General features: G+C 56.7%; 16 protein-coding genes and 1 pseudogene. 5 read left to right on the top strand and 12 right to left on the bottom strand.

All coding sequences use genetic code 11. The features are described 5' to 3' along the window. The first annotated feature begins 72 nt into the window (after positions 1–72). Positions 73–2,091, top strand: a pseudogene (locus tag DT594_RS17385) (TonB-dependent siderophore receptor). Positions 2,092–2,446: 355 nt separating this feature from the next. Then, entirely contained in the window at positions 2,447–3,919 is a 1,473-nt protein-coding gene (locus DT594_RS17380; RefSeq protein WP_149334242.1) for an NCS1 family nucleobase:cation symporter-1, read from the top strand. A 123-nt stretch (positions 3,920–4,042) separates the two neighbouring features. Here DT594_RS17380 and DT594_RS17375 read toward each other — a convergent pair whose 3' ends face one another. From DT594_RS17375 to DT594_RS17365, 3 genes are all read right to left on the bottom strand, one after another. Beyond that, on the bottom strand, positions 4,043–6,400 hold the full coding sequence (locus tag DT594_RS17375; protein WP_218574550.1) for a mechanosensitive ion channel domain-containing protein: 2,358 nt from the start codon (positions 6,398–6,400) through the stop codon (positions 4,043–4,045). A 515-nt stretch (positions 6,401–6,915) separates the two neighbouring features. Next, a complete protein-coding gene (locus DT594_RS17370; protein ID WP_149334240.1) occupies positions 6,916–7,329 on the bottom strand; it encodes a hypothetical protein in 414 nt (137 codons plus the stop codon). After that, a complete protein-coding gene (locus tag DT594_RS17365; protein ID WP_149334238.1) occupies positions 7,326–8,792 on the bottom strand; it encodes a GMC oxidoreductase in 1,467 nt (488 codons plus the stop codon). Before DT594_RS17365 ends, DT594_RS17370 begins: the two co-directional genes overlap by 4 nt. Positions 8,793–9,147: 355 nt before the next feature. On the opposite strand from DT594_RS17365, the gene DT594_RS17360 reads away from it, so the two are divergent. Beyond that, on the top strand, positions 9,148–9,561 hold the full coding sequence (locus tag DT594_RS17360) for a hypothetical protein (RefSeq protein WP_149334237.1): 414 nt from the start codon (positions 9,148–9,150) through the stop codon (positions 9,559–9,561). A gap of 118 nt (positions 9,562–9,679) precedes the next feature. On the opposite strand, the gene DT594_RS17355 is transcribed toward DT594_RS17360, so the two are convergent. Together DT594_RS17355 and DT594_RS17350 are read right to left on the bottom strand one after the other, a co-directional pair. Next, the gene (locus tag DT594_RS17355) at positions 9,680–10,474 is read right to left on the bottom strand and encodes an SDR family NAD(P)-dependent oxidoreductase (RefSeq protein WP_149334235.1); all 795 of its coding nucleotides are present in this window, start codon (positions 10,472–10,474) and stop codon (positions 9,680–9,682) included. 69 nt (positions 10,475–10,543) lie between these two features. After that, positions 10,544–10,867 (bottom strand): winged helix-turn-helix transcriptional regulator, encoded by a 324-nt coding sequence (locus tag DT594_RS17350; RefSeq protein ID WP_149334233.1) that lies wholly within the window; start codon positions 10,865–10,867, stop codon positions 10,544–10,546. Between the two features lie 95 nt (positions 10,868–10,962). On the opposite strand from DT594_RS17350, the gene DT594_RS17345 reads away from it, so the two are divergent. Together DT594_RS17345 and DT594_RS17340 are read left to right on the top strand one after the other, a co-directional pair. Next, complete coding sequence (locus DT594_RS17345) at positions 10,963–11,517, top strand: carboxymuconolactone decarboxylase family protein (RefSeq protein ID WP_149334231.1); 555 nt, start codon at positions 10,963–10,965, stop codon at positions 11,515–11,517. 105 nt (positions 11,518–11,622) lie between these two features. Then, a complete protein-coding gene (locus tag DT594_RS17340) occupies positions 11,623–12,495 on the top strand; it encodes an alpha/beta hydrolase (RefSeq protein ID WP_149334229.1) in 873 nt (290 codons plus the stop codon). A gap of 75 nt (positions 12,496–12,570) precedes the next feature. Here the strand turns inward: DT594_RS17340 and DT594_RS17335 are convergent, their stop codons facing one another. The 7 genes from DT594_RS17335 to rbfA form a co-directional block, all read right to left on the bottom strand. Then, positions 12,571–13,014, bottom strand: coding sequence for an ion channel (locus DT594_RS17335; protein WP_149334228.1), 444 nt, complete (start codon positions 13,012–13,014; stop codon positions 12,571–12,573). A 248-nt stretch (positions 13,015–13,262) separates the two neighbouring features. Continuing rightward, positions 13,263–13,544, bottom strand: a complete 282-nt coding sequence (locus DT594_RS17330) for a DUF503 domain-containing protein (RefSeq protein WP_149334226.1) — start codon at positions 13,542–13,544, stop codon at positions 13,263–13,265. A gap of 40 nt (positions 13,545–13,584) precedes the next feature. After that, entirely contained in the window at positions 13,585–14,517 is a 933-nt protein-coding gene (locus tag DT594_RS17325; protein WP_149334224.1) for a DUF72 domain-containing protein, read from the bottom strand. Between the two features lie 215 nt (positions 14,518–14,732). Further along, on the bottom strand, positions 14,733–16,841 hold the full coding sequence (pnp, locus tag DT594_RS17320) for a polyribonucleotide nucleotidyltransferase (protein ID WP_149334222.1): 2,109 nt from the start codon (positions 16,839–16,841) through the stop codon (positions 14,733–14,735). 88 nt (positions 16,842–16,929) lie between these two features. After that, a complete protein-coding gene (gene rpsO / locus DT594_RS17315) occupies positions 16,930–17,199 on the bottom strand; it encodes a 30S ribosomal protein S15 (RefSeq protein ID WP_149334221.1) in 270 nt (89 codons plus the stop codon). Between the two features lie 176 nt (positions 17,200–17,375). Beyond that, the gene (gene truB / locus DT594_RS17310; protein ID WP_149334219.1) at positions 17,376–18,296 is read right to left on the bottom strand and encodes a tRNA pseudouridine(55) synthase TruB; all 921 of its coding nucleotides are present in this window, start codon (positions 18,294–18,296) and stop codon (positions 17,376–17,378) included. Positions 18,297–18,299: 3 nt separating this feature from the next. Further along, the gene (gene rbfA, locus DT594_RS17305; protein ID WP_149334217.1) at positions 18,300–18,686 is read right to left on the bottom strand and encodes a 30S ribosome-binding factor RbfA; all 387 of its coding nucleotides are present in this window, start codon (positions 18,684–18,686) and stop codon (positions 18,300–18,302) included. Positions 18,687–18,719: the final 33 nt, after the last annotated feature.

The following is an 18,719-nucleotide window of genomic DNA, read 5'->3' as shown; positions in this document are numbered from 1 at the left end:
AATAAGCCCCGCGCACCTTGGCAACGTACTACCACCGTTTTCCTGTGCTGCGCGCCGCTGGTAGCCGCATCCATGAGCACCAGCGCTCAGGAAACAGGCAAAGCCAATAACGATCAGCCGTACCGCCTGGCGCCGGTGATCGTCAACGCACAAGCCAATGCTGATGATGATGCCAACTCGGTCGTTGCTAAGGAGCTCTGGGTCGGCGGCAAGGTCGCTACCAGCCTGCTCGACACACCCGCCTCGGTATCAGTGGTTACCCAAAAGGAAATTGAGCAGCGCAGCGCGAGTACCACCGAAGAAGTGCTGCAATATACGCCGGGCGTGATTACCGACTACTACGGCACCGACGATCGTAACGATTACTTCACCATTCGCGGCTTCCAGGCGACTACCTACCGCGATGGCTTGACGCTGGGCTCGATGCGCGGTGTGCGTGAAGAGCCCTTTGCCTACGAACGTGTTGAAGTGCTGCGCGGTGCCAACTCCACTCTGTTTGGGCCAGCTGACCCAGGTGGCTCGGTCAATTTCGTCAGCAAGCGGCCACGCTTTGAGCGTATTGGTCAGGGCTATCTCACCTACGGCTCCTTTGATCACAAGGAGGCGGGGTTGGATGTGGGCGACTCGCTGAATGAAAACGAAACCCTGGCGTATCGCCTTACCGGCAAGATCCAGGACAGCGAGCGAGAATACGACTATTCACGTGACGACAACGAATTTGTCATGGGCGGCCTGACCTGGGAGCCAACGGTCTTCACCTCAGCCACAGTGATTTTGGATCACCTTAAATAGGACACCACACCCAACAGTGGCGGCTATCCCCGGGACAGGGAATATAACCGCAAAGACTTCTTTGGTGAGCCTGACTTCAATTATCACGATGTCGAGCGCACCAGCATTACTGGCAACCTCACCCACGATTTTGACAACGGCTTTGTGCTGCGCAGCAATCTACGTTACAGCGAGCTGACCGATGATTTCGGTTATGTCTATATCACCGACTCCCCTACTCGGGTGGGAACCGTAGTAGACCGCGGCTACTTTGGCACCGACAGTGATGCTGACGAGCTTATTGGTAACCTGATGCTGCAGTACGATGCCCGCTTTGAGCATTTCGACAGCAGCACGCTGGCAGGCGTCGAGTATCGTGATGCATCTACCGACGACAGTTCCTTTTATGGCGTTGCTGCTCCTATCGATCTCGCCAACCCGGTTTACACCGGCGCTCCGGCTAGCCTGAATATCTATGCCGCAAACGACCGGGACTACAAGACCAAGTCATTGTTCTTGCAGCAAAACATCTCCCTGCATGACTTCATTGTCGCAGCAGGTGTGCGCCACGATAAGCTGGATCTGTCCAGCACCGATATCTCTGGCGTTAACGCTTCGGATGACTTCTCGGAAACCTCGCTTCGCGGCGCCTTGACCTACATGGTCAGCGATGAGATCTCCACCTACATCAGTATGGTTGAATCCGTTGCACCGCCCACGATTGGCGTAGATCCCGAGCGCGGCAAGCAATATGAAGTCGGTGCCAAGTATGCACCCGCCGGTATAAATGCGCTGTTTTCGGCAGCCATCTATGACCTGACGAGAGAGAATCTGACCATCGCTGTGGTACAGCCGGATGGCAGCATCAACCGGGAAACAGTCGGCGAGTCGCGCGCTCGGGGTTTTGATCTGGAAGCCAAGGCTGAGCTGACCGATAACCTGAGTCTGGTCGGCGGCTATTCCTATATAGATTCCGAAGTTATCCGCGATAACAACGCATCCAGAGAAGGCAACCAGTTTGGCCAGGTACCGAAGCACTCCGCCTCGCTGTGGACCTACTTTGGTCTTCCCGGCACCGATATGAGCGTGGGCTTCGGTACGCGCTACCTCGGTTCCTATTATTTCGATGCGGCCAATACCGCCGAAAGCGATTCAACCATGCTCTTTGACGCAGCCTTCAACTATCCCATCGTCGAGGGTACGGATCTGGCGATCAACGTTAGCAACATCCTGGACGAGCAGTATGTTGTCGGCTCCGGCACTGCGGATTACTACAATCCCGGCCGCGAGATCACTGCCAAGCTGAGCTATAACTGGTAACACTCTGCATCACCACCTGCGCGGCCTAATGCCGTGCAGGTGGGCACTACCCCCCTCCCATTTCCCCTCTGCCCGTTCACCAGCGACTCTGCTCATCCGCAAGACGCGCACCGCCTTGGCGCGCAGTTTGCCCCGCATTTGTGCAATCCCCAGCCACGCTTTCAACAACTGAATACAAACCTGCTATATTTTGTACACAATTTTTAAGTGTTCCCGCTTGCGCACACGCCTGCCCCGGCAATCCTGCCGGGCGGCGCGATTAATACGGAACAGAACTTGCTTGCGCCACCTGCGAGGGTAGCGGAGCTGTAGCCCTGGCAAAAAACGATCACAACAACACGCAAGGACCAGCCCCATGAACAACGATGACTTTAAGATTCAGGATATTGACCCCTCGCTGTACAACGAAGACCTGGCGCCGCTGCCGCCGAGCAAGCGCACCTGGGGTTGGTTCGAAATCTTCAACGTTTGGTCCAACGACATTCAGAGTCTGTTCGGCTATACGCTCGCCGCGACGCTGTTTATTTCCTACGGCCTGAACGGCTGGGCGGTGTTGGCCGGGATTGTACTGGCGGGCTTTATCGTGATGGGGCTGGTGCAGCTGACCGGTAAGCCGAGCGTGAAGTACGGCATTCCCTTTCCAGTCATGGCCCGCTCGAGCATGGGCGTGCGCGGTGCAAATTTCCCGGCGATGGTGCGCGGGATTGTGGCGATTTTCTGGTATGGCGTGCAGACCTACTTTGCTTCAACGGCGGTCGCCCTGCTGCTGAACTCGGTACTGGAGACGCCAGCGGACGCGGCCACCTTCATGGGCATTACCGCAATAGGCTGGGTGTCCTACTGCCTGGTCTGTGTGTTTCAGGTATTGCTCTTCGTGCGCGGCATGAAGTGGATCACCAAATTTCTCAACTGGGCTGGTCCCTTGGTGTATATGGTGATGATCGCGCTGATGCTGATTATCTGGTACCAGGCCGGCCCCACCTTATTGAGCGAATTGGGCAGCATCTTCAGCGGTAGCGGAGTGTATGAAACCGGCCCGGTGGCGGCATTTTTCGCGGTGGTCGGCACCATGGTCGCCTACTTCGCAGCGGTGGTGATCAACTACGGTGATTTTGCCCGCTTCGTCAAAAGTGAAAAGCAGATGACCACAGGCAACTTTCTCGGCCTGCCGGTCAGCCTGGCGATTTTCTCGCTGATTGCGCTGGTGATCACCGCCGGCACCGTGGTGGTGTTTGGCGAAACCCTGACCAACCCCACCGATATTGTCGCCCGGGTCGACAACCTGACGTTGACCATCATCGCCGCGCTAACTTTCTTTGCCGCAACCGTGGGCATCAACCTGGTGGCCAACTTTATTCCGCCAGCCTATGACATCGCCAACCTGGCACCCGCGCACATCAGTGCACGCACCGGTGGCTTTATCACCGCCGCCATCGCCTTTTTTATTGGCGCGCTCTGGGTGGCATTTATCAGTCAGGTGGGTATAGCCGCATTCGTTGATACCCTGGGGGCGATTCTCGCGCCGCTGTACGGGATCATCGTCGCAGACTACTACCTGGTGCGTAAGCAACACCTGAACCTGCAGGATCTGTTCAGCGCCAAGGCCACCGCAACCTACTACTTTGATGGCGGCTGGAATCGCAAGGCGATGATCTCCTTCGCTATTGCATCGGTATTCTCGGTAGCGTCGGTATGGGTGCCGGCTGTCAGCCAACTGCATGGCTACGCCTGGTTGCTCGGTGCCCTGCTGGGCGCCGTGCTGCATTACCTGTTGATGCGCAATGCCGCTGCGCTGCACGCGTCCAAAACCGCGGCCAGCCAAGGCTGATCATCACTGCCTGCGCCGTGAGCTTCTGACGGCGCAGTGTGCTGAACACATTGACTTAGCCATGAACCATTGCAAGCACTGAGGCTGGCACCTTACCTGGCGCCAGCCTCATACCAACCGGTATTAGTCGGCCTCGTCGTAGTCCTCGCCCGGCTTGGCATTGGTAGCCGCTTGCTCGTCGGTCACGCGTTCCGCGGTACCACCTTTCTTCTCGGGCTTGGGGCGCTGAACAAGCAATGGCGCCGGTGGTGCATTGCCTTCCTTGTCCTCCCCGAAGTACATGGTGAGGTGCGGGAAAGGAATCTCGATACCGGCCGCATCCAGGTGATATTTGACCAGACGGTTATAGGCCCGACCCACAGACCATTGCGACCCTGGCATGGTCTTGATCCGCACACGGATATTCACCGAGCTGTCGGCCAGCGCGGTCACGCCGTGCACCTCCAGGTCTTCCAGAACCTGAGCTTTTTGATCGGGATCCGCAATCAGTTCGGCAAAGGCCTCGCGCAGGCGCACGATCACCTCGTCGATATCTTCGCGGTAAGCCACGCCGTACTCACCCACGTGATAGCCAAATCCACGCATGTAGTTGGATACGGTATCCACCGAAGAGAACGGAATTACGTGATAGGTGCCGGACAGATCGCGGATACCCAGCGAACGGATCGTCAGCCTTTCCGCGGTACCGGTAATACCGCCAGCGGTCACTACTTCACCGGTATTGATGGCGTTCTCAAGCTGAATGAAGACCCCGGTAATAATATCCTGCACCAGCTTCTGGGCACCAAAACCGATAGCCAGACCCAACACACCGGCGCCGGCAATAAGGGGCCCGATATTGATACCGATCTCTGCCAGCACAATCATCAGGGTCATGACGATCAATGTGATCGCCAGCGCATTACGGAAAATGGTCAACAGCGTCTTTTCCCGTGCACTGGGCTCGCCCTTACCCGTTTCCGGGTTCAGGCGCTGCTCAATCCAGCTAGCCGCGCCAATCCAGAACACCATGGCCAGGGTCACGATGATAGCCACCGAAACAGCTGCGCCGACTACCCTGCCGCCCGCGTCTGAACCGATCCATGCCGCCAGGCTAAAGGGTGTCCAGGCATCCACTATAAAGCCCAGCACTACAATCACGATGGCTACTCGGATGACCTTCAGAGCAGTGGGAATAAAGCTGTTGAGGCGCGCTTCCAGCATCGGGAAACGCAGTCGCGTTTCATCGTTGATCTTGAAACCACGGCTGACCAGTTGAGTCAGTACCACCGAGACGAACAGGCCTATTCCGATCGCCAGCAAGGTCTTGAGCGACGCTCCCAGCATGAAGGGCAATGCATCGTCCGGCCGGGCGACGGTCAATATCACCAGTGCGGCAAAATAGGCTATCGCGAGTATATGCCAGCACTTCGCCAACATACCCAACAACACACGGACAACACCCGAGTCCGAATTACGCGCCCGCTCGTGCAGGCGTTCGGAGACCAGTGCCTTGTTCTGCAGGATAATCATCAAGGCATACAGGAACGCCAGCACCATGATAATCAGCGCCGCCAGACGCCCGACCGCAGGGGAAACATTGAAGTTGATCATCGGCACGATCAGCAGAATGCCGTAGCCAATAAAGCTACTGAGGCGTGCCAACCATGCATTCCAGTAGGCGGCCTGCTCTGCAGGCAGGGGCAGCAACCTGAGCCCGTCGTCCTTGTCGGCGAAGAGCATGCGTAAAAAGGCTTTGAACACCTCAACAACCAGAAATGCATTCAGGAACAGGGATTCGCGTTCATCGATCTCACCCGACTCGCCGATGACAAAAATCGCCAGCAGATAACCAATCAAGAATGCTGCCAGAATCACCGCAAAATCCAGCAGTGCCGAACCCAACACCGCTATGGAACGTCGTAACAACGGGCTGCCGCGCGCGTCCCGCAGGGACCAGCGATTTGCCGCAGCAAACAGCGGCCGCACCAGGCGCCGCAAAACGAAAAACACCACCACTGTCGCCAGAATCACCAACGCCAGGTTGATCGCAGCGGCCGTGAGCGCGCTCTTGTCTATCTGCTGATCGCCACTGCCGACGGCGCTGAGGGCCTCCATGCCAGTGGAAAGCTGGCTGACAAAATTCTGCGCCGTTTCCTGTGTGGTATGGGCTATCCGCCGGGCAAAGGAAACCTCCTCTGGCGCCTCTGCCCCGGGTAACAGGGGCGGCTCCTCCAGCTCTGCCCGGTCTGACTGCTCCTGCTCTTGTGCCCGCTCTTGCTCTTGGCCGGACAATTCACGCAACTCGTTGACCAGGCGCTCGCGGGCTTCATCATCCTCCAGAATATCCGCCAGAGACGCGTAGCTGGCCGCGCTTTCCCCTTCAGAAGACTGCGCCCCTTCTGCAGACTCCTGCGCAAAGACAGCCGCCGAGAACACCGTAGTCATGAGAAAAAACAGCAGCAGGGCCGGAATGGCCCTCAGAAATGTCAGATTGGTCACTATCAGGCTCCGTGCTTCGCAGTGATGGGTTCGCGCAGCGCGTATCACCGCTATTAATTAACAACGTCCTACGAGAGGTAAATCAATCAGAAATGCCTGTCCGGGTCTAAGCCAGAGCGGGCCTTCCTTGGTAACCGGATCCGAGGTCGCAAACCCGGTCATATCGTTCGGCTACTAAGAATGTATGAGGGCCAGGTGCAGCTTGAGTTCAATCGAATCGCAAAACAGCCGCGCACAATAAACCTCAGCGAGTCTTATCGAGCAACATAAGCAATCACCAATGTGGCCGGAAGCGCCGCTCCCTGTGCCAGAGTCAAAACAAGAGGCGCGGCTGCAGATTTTTATTCCGCACAACAAAACGCCCGTCTATCAAAGCATGGGCGCTCACCTGTTTATCGAAAACCTGATGATCTTCCCCGACATCGTGACCTTTCTACCGAATTTGTGTGGTTCAGGTAGCAAGGGGTTTAGATAGCAGGGATCGTGGCCGGGCACTTCAGGTAACAGAAAACGATTCAAACTCGCCGGGCGAAGGGGTTGCTGCAGGGTAGTTTGAAGCCTCTGAAAGTGACGTGCGGTACTGTCTCCAGCTGATATTTCTGGAAAAAATCCGTTGACGAGATGAAATCCGAAACCAGACGACGTTGGAATAACTCCACCTTTGAATGGGTATAGGGCGTACCCAGCGATGTCGCCTCGCGAATGCGGTGCAGCCCGACGAAACCTATGATCTTGTCGTTCCCGTAGAACTCGCTGAATGCGTCCACGAACTGTCGTTCATCCTCTTCATCCATGGTGAACTGACCTAGGTACTCTTGAAGCAGAGCAGGAATATAGGCATGTGGATGTTCAAGTATTGCGATGGAGCCGCCCACAGCTGCGGCACTCAAGGCCGTGCCTGACAGAATGAGAAATTTGCGCCGGTTCATAGCGATGCTCCCTGTCGATAAAGCAGGTCAGCCGCGCGAATAGACATCGCCGCCGTCGTCAGACTCGGATTAGACGGTGAGCAGGTCGGGGACGTTGAGGTGCCCACCACCAAGAGGTTGCGTTTTTGATGATGCATCAGGCGATGATCAACTACGGAACCATCGCCATCCACGCCCATGCGCAGGGTGCCCTGTACATGAGATTCAGTGATGCGCCAACGTCGGAAATGAATGGATTCAACCGGCAAAGGAGCGAGTAACTCGTCTAGATGGCTCATGACGTAATCGAGCCCCTTCTTTCCGTATTCCGATGGCCCAGTGTGATGAACAATCGCCTTGCCGGTAGTTGGGTCGACGGTGATCTTGTTATCCAGGCTCGGCAAGTCCTCGGTGATAATGCACAGCGGCAGCAGATGGTGCCACTTGCCCTGTTCAGTCCGCAGCCCATGGGGCCAACGGTTCTCAAACGAAACCACAGTGCCCGCGCGTTCCTTGCGAAAATCGCCATCGTAAAAATGGTAGTTCAAGCCGGTGGTTATGGTGCTGCCATCCATGCCGGCTAGCCCATCCAGGTAGATCTCGTAATCTGCACCAATCTGCTCATGAAGATTCAGCGCAGTTTCGCCGTACACGATGTCGGACCGGAGCATGATCGCCGGAGCCTGAATAGCGTTTGCCCCAAGAACAAACAAATCGCCATGGACTTTAAATTCTTTGCCGCCGGATTCGAAAACCGCACTGGTGATGGTATCACCGCGATACTCCAGTGACTTCACTTCCGACAACAGGCACACATCGACTTTCGGATGCCCGAATAATGTGGAGAAGCCGTTTTCAGCGGTAAATTTGGCGTTGACCGGGCAGTGATAACAGGTCGCGTTCGCACAACACATACCACGCTGGCTATTGGGAATGCTGGCGCGCCCCGTAGGCACAATGAAATGATGATCAGGCATTGCCGCTTTCATCATGTCATCTATCGTCATGCCTCTATGCGGAGGCAAGGGGAAGGGCATGCTGCGGGGAAGCATTTTGCCCATTGCCGGATCGCCGGAGATGGACATGATGGTTTCTGCCCGGCAGTAGTAAGGTTCGAGCTCGTCGTAATCCACTGGCCAGTCGTTGCTCACCCCATAGAGCGTCTTCATCTTGAAGTCGTTCGGGTGTAGCCGCGGGGTTTGAGAGAACCAACAGTTCAAACCACCCCCCAATCCAATGGTCATATTCCAAGGCTTGTCGCCCCGATTTTCGTAGGTGGTCTCGTGCGGAATCTTGCTATTTTGCTGCTCCTGGACCTGCTTCGCCCAGGGGTAGTGGTCGCCCCATTCAATAACCAAAGCGCGACCTGCGAGGTGCTTTACCGCCTCGTTAAGAAAAAAGATAGAACCGAACCCGGACCCGATAATAATGAGTTCGTAATGCTCATTCGCAACCTTTTCGGGCGTTACCCGATTAATATCCATATCGGCATACCTTTCACTAGCCTGGCGCTCCGTCCGGTTGATCCCATGCGGCCTGGCATCAAACTCGCGAAATACGCATCCTTGCTCCACTGGTACAAAAGATATCTCGCCGTCGAGCCGTGCCCGAATCTTCAGACCGCGTTATCAGCTTAGGACATTCCGTGAATATGTCACGCTTGAACAGCATCCAATAGCCTAAATTCCGAGTCGACTGCGCATCCGCCTCACGCTGCTTTCGTGAGTCTCCAATTGAACTATTTTTTCTTTGCAGACCCTATTCGTTAGCTGGAAATGCTTAACGACAAACCGTTACAACAAAACCATTCACGACTTTCCAACAGCGGTGATACGAACCATGCTCAAAACAATCCTCACCCTGAGCGCGCTCCTTCTGATCAGCGGATGTACTGACGACAGCCACACCCAAGAAACCCAGACGCCTGCTGTTACCGAGCCAAGCCAATCTGATTATCAGACCACGGATCAATGGGTCGGAAAATGGATCGGGGTGGAAGGGTTGGTTCTGGACATCAGCGAGAACCAGGCCGTTGGCCCTGGCCATTATCTGCTGGAGATGCGCTACGGCCTGGATGCCGATCAAAGCGGGACATTCGAAGGCCAGGCAACAGAGCAAGGGATCAGCTTCAGCCGCGAGGGCGACACATACCTGCTCCGCGCCGGTAACGGCGAAGACACTGGCATGAAATGGCTAGCGGAAAAGCAAGACTGCCTGATAGTGCAATCAGGTGAGGGATATTGCCGCGACTGATCTGCGCGGGGGGATGCTTGGCTGTTTAATGAAGCAATAAAGGATTTCTCCAAAAAGCAAAAAAGGGGGCTGATTCAATCAGCCCCCTTTACTGAAAACGATCTCACCCTTGCGGCGATCAACCAATACTGTCGACAATCCCGCCTTCTACGCGCAAGGCCGCACCCGTCGTCGCCGAAGCCTGTGGCGAGCATGTGTAGACCACCATATTGGCCACTTCCTCGGTGCTGGCAATGCGCTGAATAATCGAAGAAGGCCGCTTGGCTTTAACGAACTTGTCGCCCGCCTCCTGCATTGAAATGCCTTTTTCTTCAGCCATCGGCTTGAGCATTTCGGCCACACCTTCAGACATGGTCGGCCCAGGCAACACGGCATTCACCGTTACACCGGTACCGGCCAACCGCTTGGCCAAACCCCGCGCGATGGACAGGTTAGCGGACTTGGTGAAGCCGTAATGAATCATGTCCGACGGGATATTCAGGCCCGACTCGGAAGAGATAAACACCACCCTGCCCCAGCCCTGATCCACCATTGCCGGCACATACGCGCGTGCAACCCGCACGCCCGACAGCACGTTCACATCGAAGAACTCTTGCCACAGCTCATCAGACGTCTCAAAAAAGTCCTTCTGGCCATAGATACCCAGGTTATTGACCAGAATATCCGCCTTCGGCTCCGCTGCCTGCAATTGGGTCAACCCTTCTGAGGTGCTCAGGTCTGCCGCTACGCCGCGTACCTGCGCTTTGGGCAGAGCCTCTTTTAGCTGTTTCAGGGCTGAGTCTACGCTCTCCTGTTTGCGGCCGTTGATGATCACGGTGGCGCCTGACGCTGCCAGGCCTTGAGCAATGGCAAAGCCGATGCCGGCGGTTGAGCCTGTGACGATGGCGGTTTTGCCGGTAAGATCGATTAGCATGTTGTGTCCTCGTTAATGGCTATGGTGAAGAGTAGTCAAATACGGCAGAGCGGTGGGTAAATAGGCGTATTAATCTTTAGCCCAATGTTCCGCCCAATGATGAAGGTCCAACAGCTTTGCACCCAACTCCTGGCCTGGGATGGTCAGGCGATAGCCGGCGCCCTCTACCAGTTCGACCAGCTCCATTTCCCGCAGGAGCTTCAAGCGGCTGTTGAGCACCGTCGGGGAAAGCTGATCGCAGCGCTCACGCAGATCACGGAACGATAGCGGCCCAGGGGTCAACTCCCAGAGAATACGCAACGTCCATCGCTGGCCGAGCGCATCGAGCAGCACCATGATCGGACGGCCGCTGTCGGAGCCGCACACGGGTTGGTTAATGGCTTTGCTGACCATCGAATACCTCTCATCGTCGAAGCCTTGACCGCTACAGAAAATGTAGCACAGAATCGAGTCGCTACACATTCCGTAGCAGAAAATGGGAGGTTACCATGAGTCACGATCTTGCGCTCCTGCCCGGGCCTGATTTCCCTCCAGCCATCCAAGAGATATTGGATCGTTATTATCCGAGCAGGGACGGTGAAGTTTTGAGCCTGTTCCGGGTGTTCGCGCGCAGCCCACGCCTGATGAAAAAACTCGGCGCTGCCGGGCTGCTGGACGCCGCCAGCCCGTTGACCGTGCGACAGCGTGAGATCGTTATCCTGCGCACTACCGCCAACAATGACTGCGAATACGAATGGGGCGTGCACGTTACGGTATTCGCTGGCGCCGCTGGATTCAGCGACGCGCAGATCCGCGCTACAAGGCTGGCGCCAGCGGAGTCGGAAGGCTGGGATGAGAAAGAGCAGTTGCTGTTGCACGCGGTTGATCAACTGCACATTAATGGCCGCATGGACGAACCAACCAGCCAGCGCTTTACGGCCTGCTGGAGCACAGAGCAACAGTTAGAGATTCTCGCCCTGTGCGGTTACTACAAAACCATTAGCATGATCGCCAACACCGCGGCATTGCCGACGGAAAGTTGGGCGGCGCGTTTTCCGGAGTAGAGTGGACCACGGGTACCAAGGGTAAGGTCTTGCCTATTGCCCTGCCAGAATGCTCCGATGGGGTAAACGGCAAGACCAGCCCCCTCGCTTAACTCAGGAGCTTTTATGCTGCTTCGTCTTGGCTCCTTGCTGGCCCTGTCTTACCTGACGATCATGCTGCTTATGTGGTTGTTTCAGGAACAGCTGCTGTACCTGCCTGGCCAAGGTCGCGAGCATATCGCAACGCCCGCGGATATCGGGCTGGAGTGGCGAGCGGTGGAGCTGACCACCGAAGATGACCTCCTGCTTGATGCCTGGTGGCTGCCGGCGAAGAACACGCGTGCGGCCCTGCTGTTTCTGCATGGCAATGCCGGCAATATCTCACACCGGCTGGCGTCTCTTCAGCAGTTCAACCGGCTCGGGCTGTCGGTACTGATTATCGACTATCGGGGCTATGGTAAAAGCCAGGGGCGCCCCTCCGAGGCAGGCATGGCGCTGGATGCACATGCCGGCTGGCGCTGGCTAAAAGAGGAGTCCGGCCAGGACCCTGACCGGCTGGTGATCTTCGGCCGCTCTCTGGGGGCGGCCGTAGCGGCCGAGCTGGCCACCCGCACTGACCCGGCGGCGCTGATTCTGGAATCGCCGTTTCGCTCGGTGCCCATGCTCGGCCAGCAGCTCTACCCCTGGCTGCCGGTGCGTGCACTGGCGCGGCTAGATTACCCGACGGTCGAATATGTAACGCAGCAGAGTGCGCCGCTGCTGGTCATCCACAGTGAGGATGACGAGATAATACCCTTTACTGAGGGACAGGCCGTATATGAGGCCGCACCATCGCCGAAAACGCTGCTAACCATTCAAGGCGGCCACAACACCGGGTTTCTGCGCAGCGAGGCCACCTACCTACGCGGTATTGACGATTTTCTGAGCGGCGCGGGATTGAACGCCAGGCCACAAAGAAATCAGGGGCAGAGTGCTAGTAACAAGGAAACGTTACTCTGACCACCAAATAACGCTCGCTGACCCAGAATTCTCTGGCACTGATCGGACCGCTTCAGCAACCTGAAGCTGGTGTATTCAATCACGCTTGTTCCAGTTTCTTTGCATTTCTAGAAATGCAAACGAGGCTGAACAGGTAATCAAAACGAAACCCACTAATCCCTGAGTTCCGTAGAGAAAACGAATGGGACCGAGGGGGATCATGTCGCCATATCCCAGCGTTGTGTACGTGACAGCTGACATAAATATATAGTCAAAGAATGACATGGCTTCATATCCCATAACAACGCCGGCACTGTTTACTTCCACAAGCCACCAGGCACTGATACCGAAACCCCAAATTGCGATGACATGAACAAATAGCAAACCAAATATGAGTAGAAGCATGCGTCGCCGATGAGAAAGCGTAAGCTTTCCAACTAGACGATCAAACAGAATAAATGATTCATAGTGCAGCATCACGGCCATCACCGCCGTTATCAGCGTAACTCCGAATGCGATCACGTGAGCCTGATTTAACATGCAACTCGCCACCTTCTGAACAAGCGGAATAGATTAGTGCTTCGGTCTTGATCGGCTGCACTCAATATCTCGGTTCCAACCGCCTGCTTAATACTCTCTATTTCGATAAAGAAACGCTGGTCTGCTGGCACTCACAAGGGCTCATAGAATCTTTGTCGAATCATAGCTCAATCGCATGAACCCCCGTTGTCCACAAATGGGAGGGGGGTATTTGCGGTGGCGGTAATTGGAGGAAGCTTCCCCTGGAGCTAGAGCAGCTCGCGCGACACCTCGAGTACCCGACCGTCTACGGTACGTTGAAGCTTGTCCTCAATCTCGCTACAGATCGACTCCACCTTCTGCGGCGATGTTGCCAACACCACAAAGGACCACTCACTGGATTCGAGTCGATCCAGATGACCGCTTTCACATACCGCGATCGCCGGCGTGCGGCCGAAACGCTCATGCAGGCCGCCCATACGCTGGCGTTTTTCTTTTAGCGAGGCACATCCTGGTAAGGAGAACTGGATTGTCAGCACAGCTATGTTCACGCTACCTCCCCCCGACCCATAAACTTTACGTTGACCTCAATTATTCGAACAACACATCCTGCACCGGCTGCTCGGCCAGTTCGCATTCGCCTGGCCACGCCGGCATCGGCTCTAGTCCAGGCACCCGCTCAGCCAGTTGCTGCACAAATAGACGTGCCAGTTCAGGCGCGAGCCGGTTGTCCGGAGTATGCACAAACAGCATAGGCTCTCGCCCTTCCGCCAGCCATTGCTCACACTTGTCTAGCCAGGGCTGGAGAAAGCCCAGATTGGCCTGATTATCCATGCCGCCGATAAAACGCACCGCCGGCTGTTGCCCCAACGCCAGCGCGTGTACCGGCAATCGCGGTTTGCGCGCCTTGGCCTCAACTGTGGCCGGATCAGTCGAATCACTGGCGAATAACGCCCGGCTATCAAAGATCAGGCGTTCGATACCGCGCTCATGCAATTGGCGGTTAAGTTGGCGCTCCGCCTCATCCTTTAGAAAAAAACCGGGATGACGCACTTCGACGGCGTAACGCCAAGCTGTCGGTAAGGTATCGAGAAACCCCAGCAACTCACCCAGCGCATCCGGACCGAAACGGGCCGGCAGTTGCAGCCAGATCGGCCCAAAACGCCGCTCCAATGGCGACATGCGCTGAAAAAAGCGCTGCAGATCCGGACTCTGCGGATCCAGACGCCCAGCATGACTGACTTCGCGCGGCAGCTTGGCGCAGAAGTGAAAGGTATCCGGCAGTAACTCGGCCCAGCGCGCCACCGTCACCGCGCTCGGCAGCGCATAGAACGTGGTGTTGCCCTCCACCGCGCCAAATACCTGCGCATATTGCTGCAGACGCTGGTCGGCATCGGCATCACTTCGGTACAAAGCACCCCGCCATGCAGGTTCAGCCCAGAGTGGGCAACCAAGAACGATTCGAGGTGGATTGGGCGTTGTCACGGAGAAGCGCAGAGGGAAATCCAGGTCAGGTAGAAACATCAAGATCGGGCAAGGGTATCGGTTAGATCTAGGGATGGGAAGGCTCAGATGTTCACCACGTAGACGCAGGGAGGGCGGGACACCTGTAAAGTGACGTGGGCGCTTTGCGAGTATGAAAAAGCCCGGACGTTTAGTGGCAAAGTACTGAGGATTAGCGGGTATAAAAAAAGCCCAGGCAACTAACTGCCCGGGCTTCTCGGTACTACGGGTAGCGCTTAGGCGTCTTGGGCTTCAGTGCCTTCAACGTCCTTGATCGACAGCTTGATACGGCCGCGGTTGTCCACGTCCAATACCAGTACGCGTACCATCTGGCCTTCGGTCAGTACGTCGGTGACTTTCTCGATGCGCTGGTTGGCGATCTGAGAGATGTGCACCAGGCCGTCTTTGCCGGGCAGGATGTTGACGAATGCGCCGAAGTCGACGATGCGCTCTACCTTGCCTTCGTAGATCTTGCCGATTTCCGCTTCTGCAGTGATCTCGTCAACGCGCGCCTTGGCGGCATTGGCGGCGTCCTTGGTGGGCGCGAAGATCTTGACTGAACCGTCGTCGGTGATGTCGATGGAGGCACCGGTTTCTTCGCAGATACCGCGAATGGTGGCGCCGCCCTTGCCGATCACGTCGCGGATCTTGTCGGAGTCGATCTTCATGCTGATCATGGTCGGGGCGTTGGAAGACAGCTCCTTGCGCGACTCGCCAAGGATCTGGTTCATCTGGCCGAGGATATCCAGACGCGCTTCCAGGGCCTGGCCCAGGGCGATTTCCATGATTTCTTCGGTGATGCCCTTGATCTTGATGTCCATCTGCAGAGCAGTAACGCCCTTGCTGGTACCGGCTACCTTGAAGTCCATGTCGCCGAGGTGATCTTCATCACCGAGGATGTCGGTCAGTACAGCGAACTTGTCGCCTTCCTTGACCAGACCCATCGCGATACCGGCAACGGGTGCGCTCAGCGGTACGCCGGCGTCCATCAGAGCCAGAGACGCGCCACACACGGAAGCCATGGAGCTGGAACCGTTGGACTCGGTGATTTCCGATACCACGCGGATGGTGTATGGGAAGTCATCCATGTTCGGCATCACAGCGGCGATACCGCGGCGGGCCAGACGGCCGTGGCCGACTTCGCGACGACCAGTGCCGCCCATACGACCGCACTCGCCTACGGAGTAGGGAGGGAAGTTGTAGTGCAGCATGAAGGGGTCTTTCTTCTCGCCTTCCAGGGTGTCCAGCAGCTGTGCGTCGCGCGCCGTACCCAGGGTGGTAACAACCAGCGCCTGTGTTTCGCCACGGGTGAACAGAGCGGAACCGTGGGTGCGATCCAGTACGCCAACTTCGATGTTCAGCGGGCGAACAGTCTTGGTGTCGCGACCGTCGATACGCGGGTTGCCGTTGACGATGCTTTCGCGCACGGTGCGGTACTCGATCTCGCCGAAGGCGTCTTTGACTTCACTGGCAGAAGGCTTGCCTTCTTCGTCGCCAGCCAGCGCTTCGATAGCCTGGGTGCGCAGCTCGCCAAGGCGAGTGTAGCGGGCCATCTTGTCGGTAACGGTGTAACCTTCGGCGATGCCGGCGCCAAACTGCGACTTGATCGCGTCCAGCAGTACGGTGTTTTCCGGGGCGGCGGTCCAGTCCCAACGAGCCTTGCCGGTTTCAGCGGCGAGTTCCTTGACGGCTTGAACAGCGGGCTGGAATTCCATGTGGGCGAAGAGTACGGCGCCCAGCATCTGGTCTTCGGTCAGTTCTTTGGCTTCGGATTCAACCATCAGTACGGCGTCTTCAGTACCGGCTACGATCATGTCCAGACGCGAGTCTTTCAGCTGTTCGTAGTTGGGGTTGAGGATGTAGCCGTTGTTGGCGTCAAAGCCAACGCGTGCGCCGGCGATGGGGCCGTCGAACGGGATGCCGGAAATGGCCAGCGCGGCGGAGGTACCGATCAGGGCGGCGATATCCGGGTCAGTAGTCTTGTCAGTGGAGACAACAGTACAGACCACCTGGACTTCATTCATGAAGCCTTCTGGAAACAGCGGGCGGATCGGACGGTCGATCAGGCGCGAGGTCAGGGTCTCTTTCTCGGTAGGACGGCCTTCACGCTTGAAGAAACCACCGGGGATGCGGCCTGCGGCGTAGGTCTTCTCGATGTAATGCACAGACAGAGGGAAGAAGTCACGACCTGCATCGGCTTTCTTGGCGCCGACGACGGTACACAGAACGCTGACAGCATTGTCGATGCTGACCAGTACGGCACCAGAAGCCTGGCGGGCGATGCGGCCCGTTTCCAGGGTGATGGTGTTGTTGCCTAATTTGAATTGTTTGATAACCGGTTTCACGGTGTGCTCTCTCTCTGTATTTGCCTTTGGGGAAACTCTGGGCACGACCGGGTTTCGGACCCGGCCATGTCCAAACGGGACTTGTCGCTTAGCGACGCAGACCCAAACCGCTGATCAAGCTGGCGTAACGCGGAATGTCTTTCGACTTCAGGTAATCCAGCAGCTTACGACGCTGGTTTACCATCCGGATCAGACCACGACGGGAATGGTGATCCTTCTTGTTTTCCTTGAAGTGACCCTGCAGCTTGTTGATGTTTGCAGTCAACAGCGCTACTTGGACTTCCGGAGAACCGGTGTCACCTTCGCCACGTGCGTATTCGCTTACGATTGCAGCTTTCTCTTCGACGCTCAGTGCCATGATAGCTTTCCTCTGAGTGAACAGGCCGGGAACCTTATTCCCGTGTTTTAAATCGAGGAGTGACCATGCCTGTTAACAGCCACCCTCGTCGTGACCCTGATGGGTCAACTTCTTAAGCAAGCTCGGCTTTGTGGGCTGAGTCCGCTTGGATTCCCGCCTTCGCGGGAATCCATTGTCTATCCGTTGAAACGCATCAAGCGCTTCGGTGCTACTCGGGCGTCGTCGGTCATTTCGCCGATGCCGATAAACTGGCCATTCTGATCGCGCAGACGCACCATGCCAAAGGCTGGGCTGCCGGGTACCCGGACAGCTTGGCCGTGGTTCAGGTAGTAGGCGGTCTGTTCGGTCAGTTCTACTTCGGGCCAATCCTGCAGGCCACAATCGCTGGGCATCAGCAGGTGGTCCAAGGCCAGGTGGCCGCCTTCGGCATGCAATGCCTCCAGCTCTTCCAACGTGACAGCCTTGCTAAGATCAAAGGGGCCGGCCTGAATGCGGCGCAGCTCTGATACGTGCGCGCCACAACCCAAGGCATTGCCCAAATCTTCCACAAGTGTGCGAATGTACGTGCCTTTGGTGCAGTGCACTTCCAGCCGCAGGCGATCGCCTTCCAGGCCCAGTACTTTAAGCTGATTGATAGTAACAGATCGCGGCTTGCGCTCCACTGTTTCGCCGGCGCGGGCCAGCTTGTAGAGCGGTTGGCCTTCGTGCTTGAGCGCGGAGTACATCGGCGGAATCTGCAGGATGTCACCAGTGAACTGCGGCAGGAAGGATTCGACCTGTTCCAGGGTGACGTTAACCGGCTTGCTTTCCAGCACATCACCCTCGGCGTCGCCGGTGGTGGTGGTCATGCCCAGGCGCGCTTCGGTCACGTACGCCTTGTCAGCGTCGAGCAGGTACTGGGAAAACTTGGTGGCTTCACCCAGGCACAGCGGCAGGACACCACTGGCCAGCGGATCAAGGCTGCCGGTATGCCCACCCTTGGCGGCATTGAACAGCCAACGGACTTTTTGCAGGGCATTGTTGGAGCTCATGCCCAGGGGCTTGTCGAAAATCAAGACGCCGTCGATATCACGGCGTTTGCTACGCGGTGCCGACAAAGCTTACTCCTCGTCTTCCGATTGGTGGCTGCGGTCTTCAGCCACGGCACGTTCGATCAGCGACGACAGATGCACGCCACGGCGCACGCTTTCGTCGTAATGAAAGTGCAGTTGCGGCACGGAGCGCAGCTTCATGACCTTGCCCAGCTGCATGCGCAGAAAGCCGGCCACGCCCTTGAGGATCGACAGGTTCTGGGCGATGTCTTCTTCGCTGTCCTTGTCCATCAGGGTGATATACACCTTGGCGTGGGCCAGATCGCGGCTCACTTCCACGGCGGTGACGGTGATCATGCCAACGCGCGGATCGCGAATATCGCGCTGCACCAGGATGGCCAGTTCTCGCTGCATCTGGTCCGCTACGCGGTGGGTACGACTGTTTTCATTTGCCATTACATTCTGTCTCTGACCGCCTGTGGCAGCCTA

The organism is Halopseudomonas laoshanensis (assembly GCF_008365385.1).
Taxonomy (GTDB): domain Bacteria; phylum Pseudomonadota; class Gammaproteobacteria; order Pseudomonadales; family Pseudomonadaceae; genus Halopseudomonas; species Halopseudomonas laoshanensis.
Note: the sequence above shows the minus strand (reverse complement) of the source record. Positions and strands in the feature narration are given on the sequence as shown.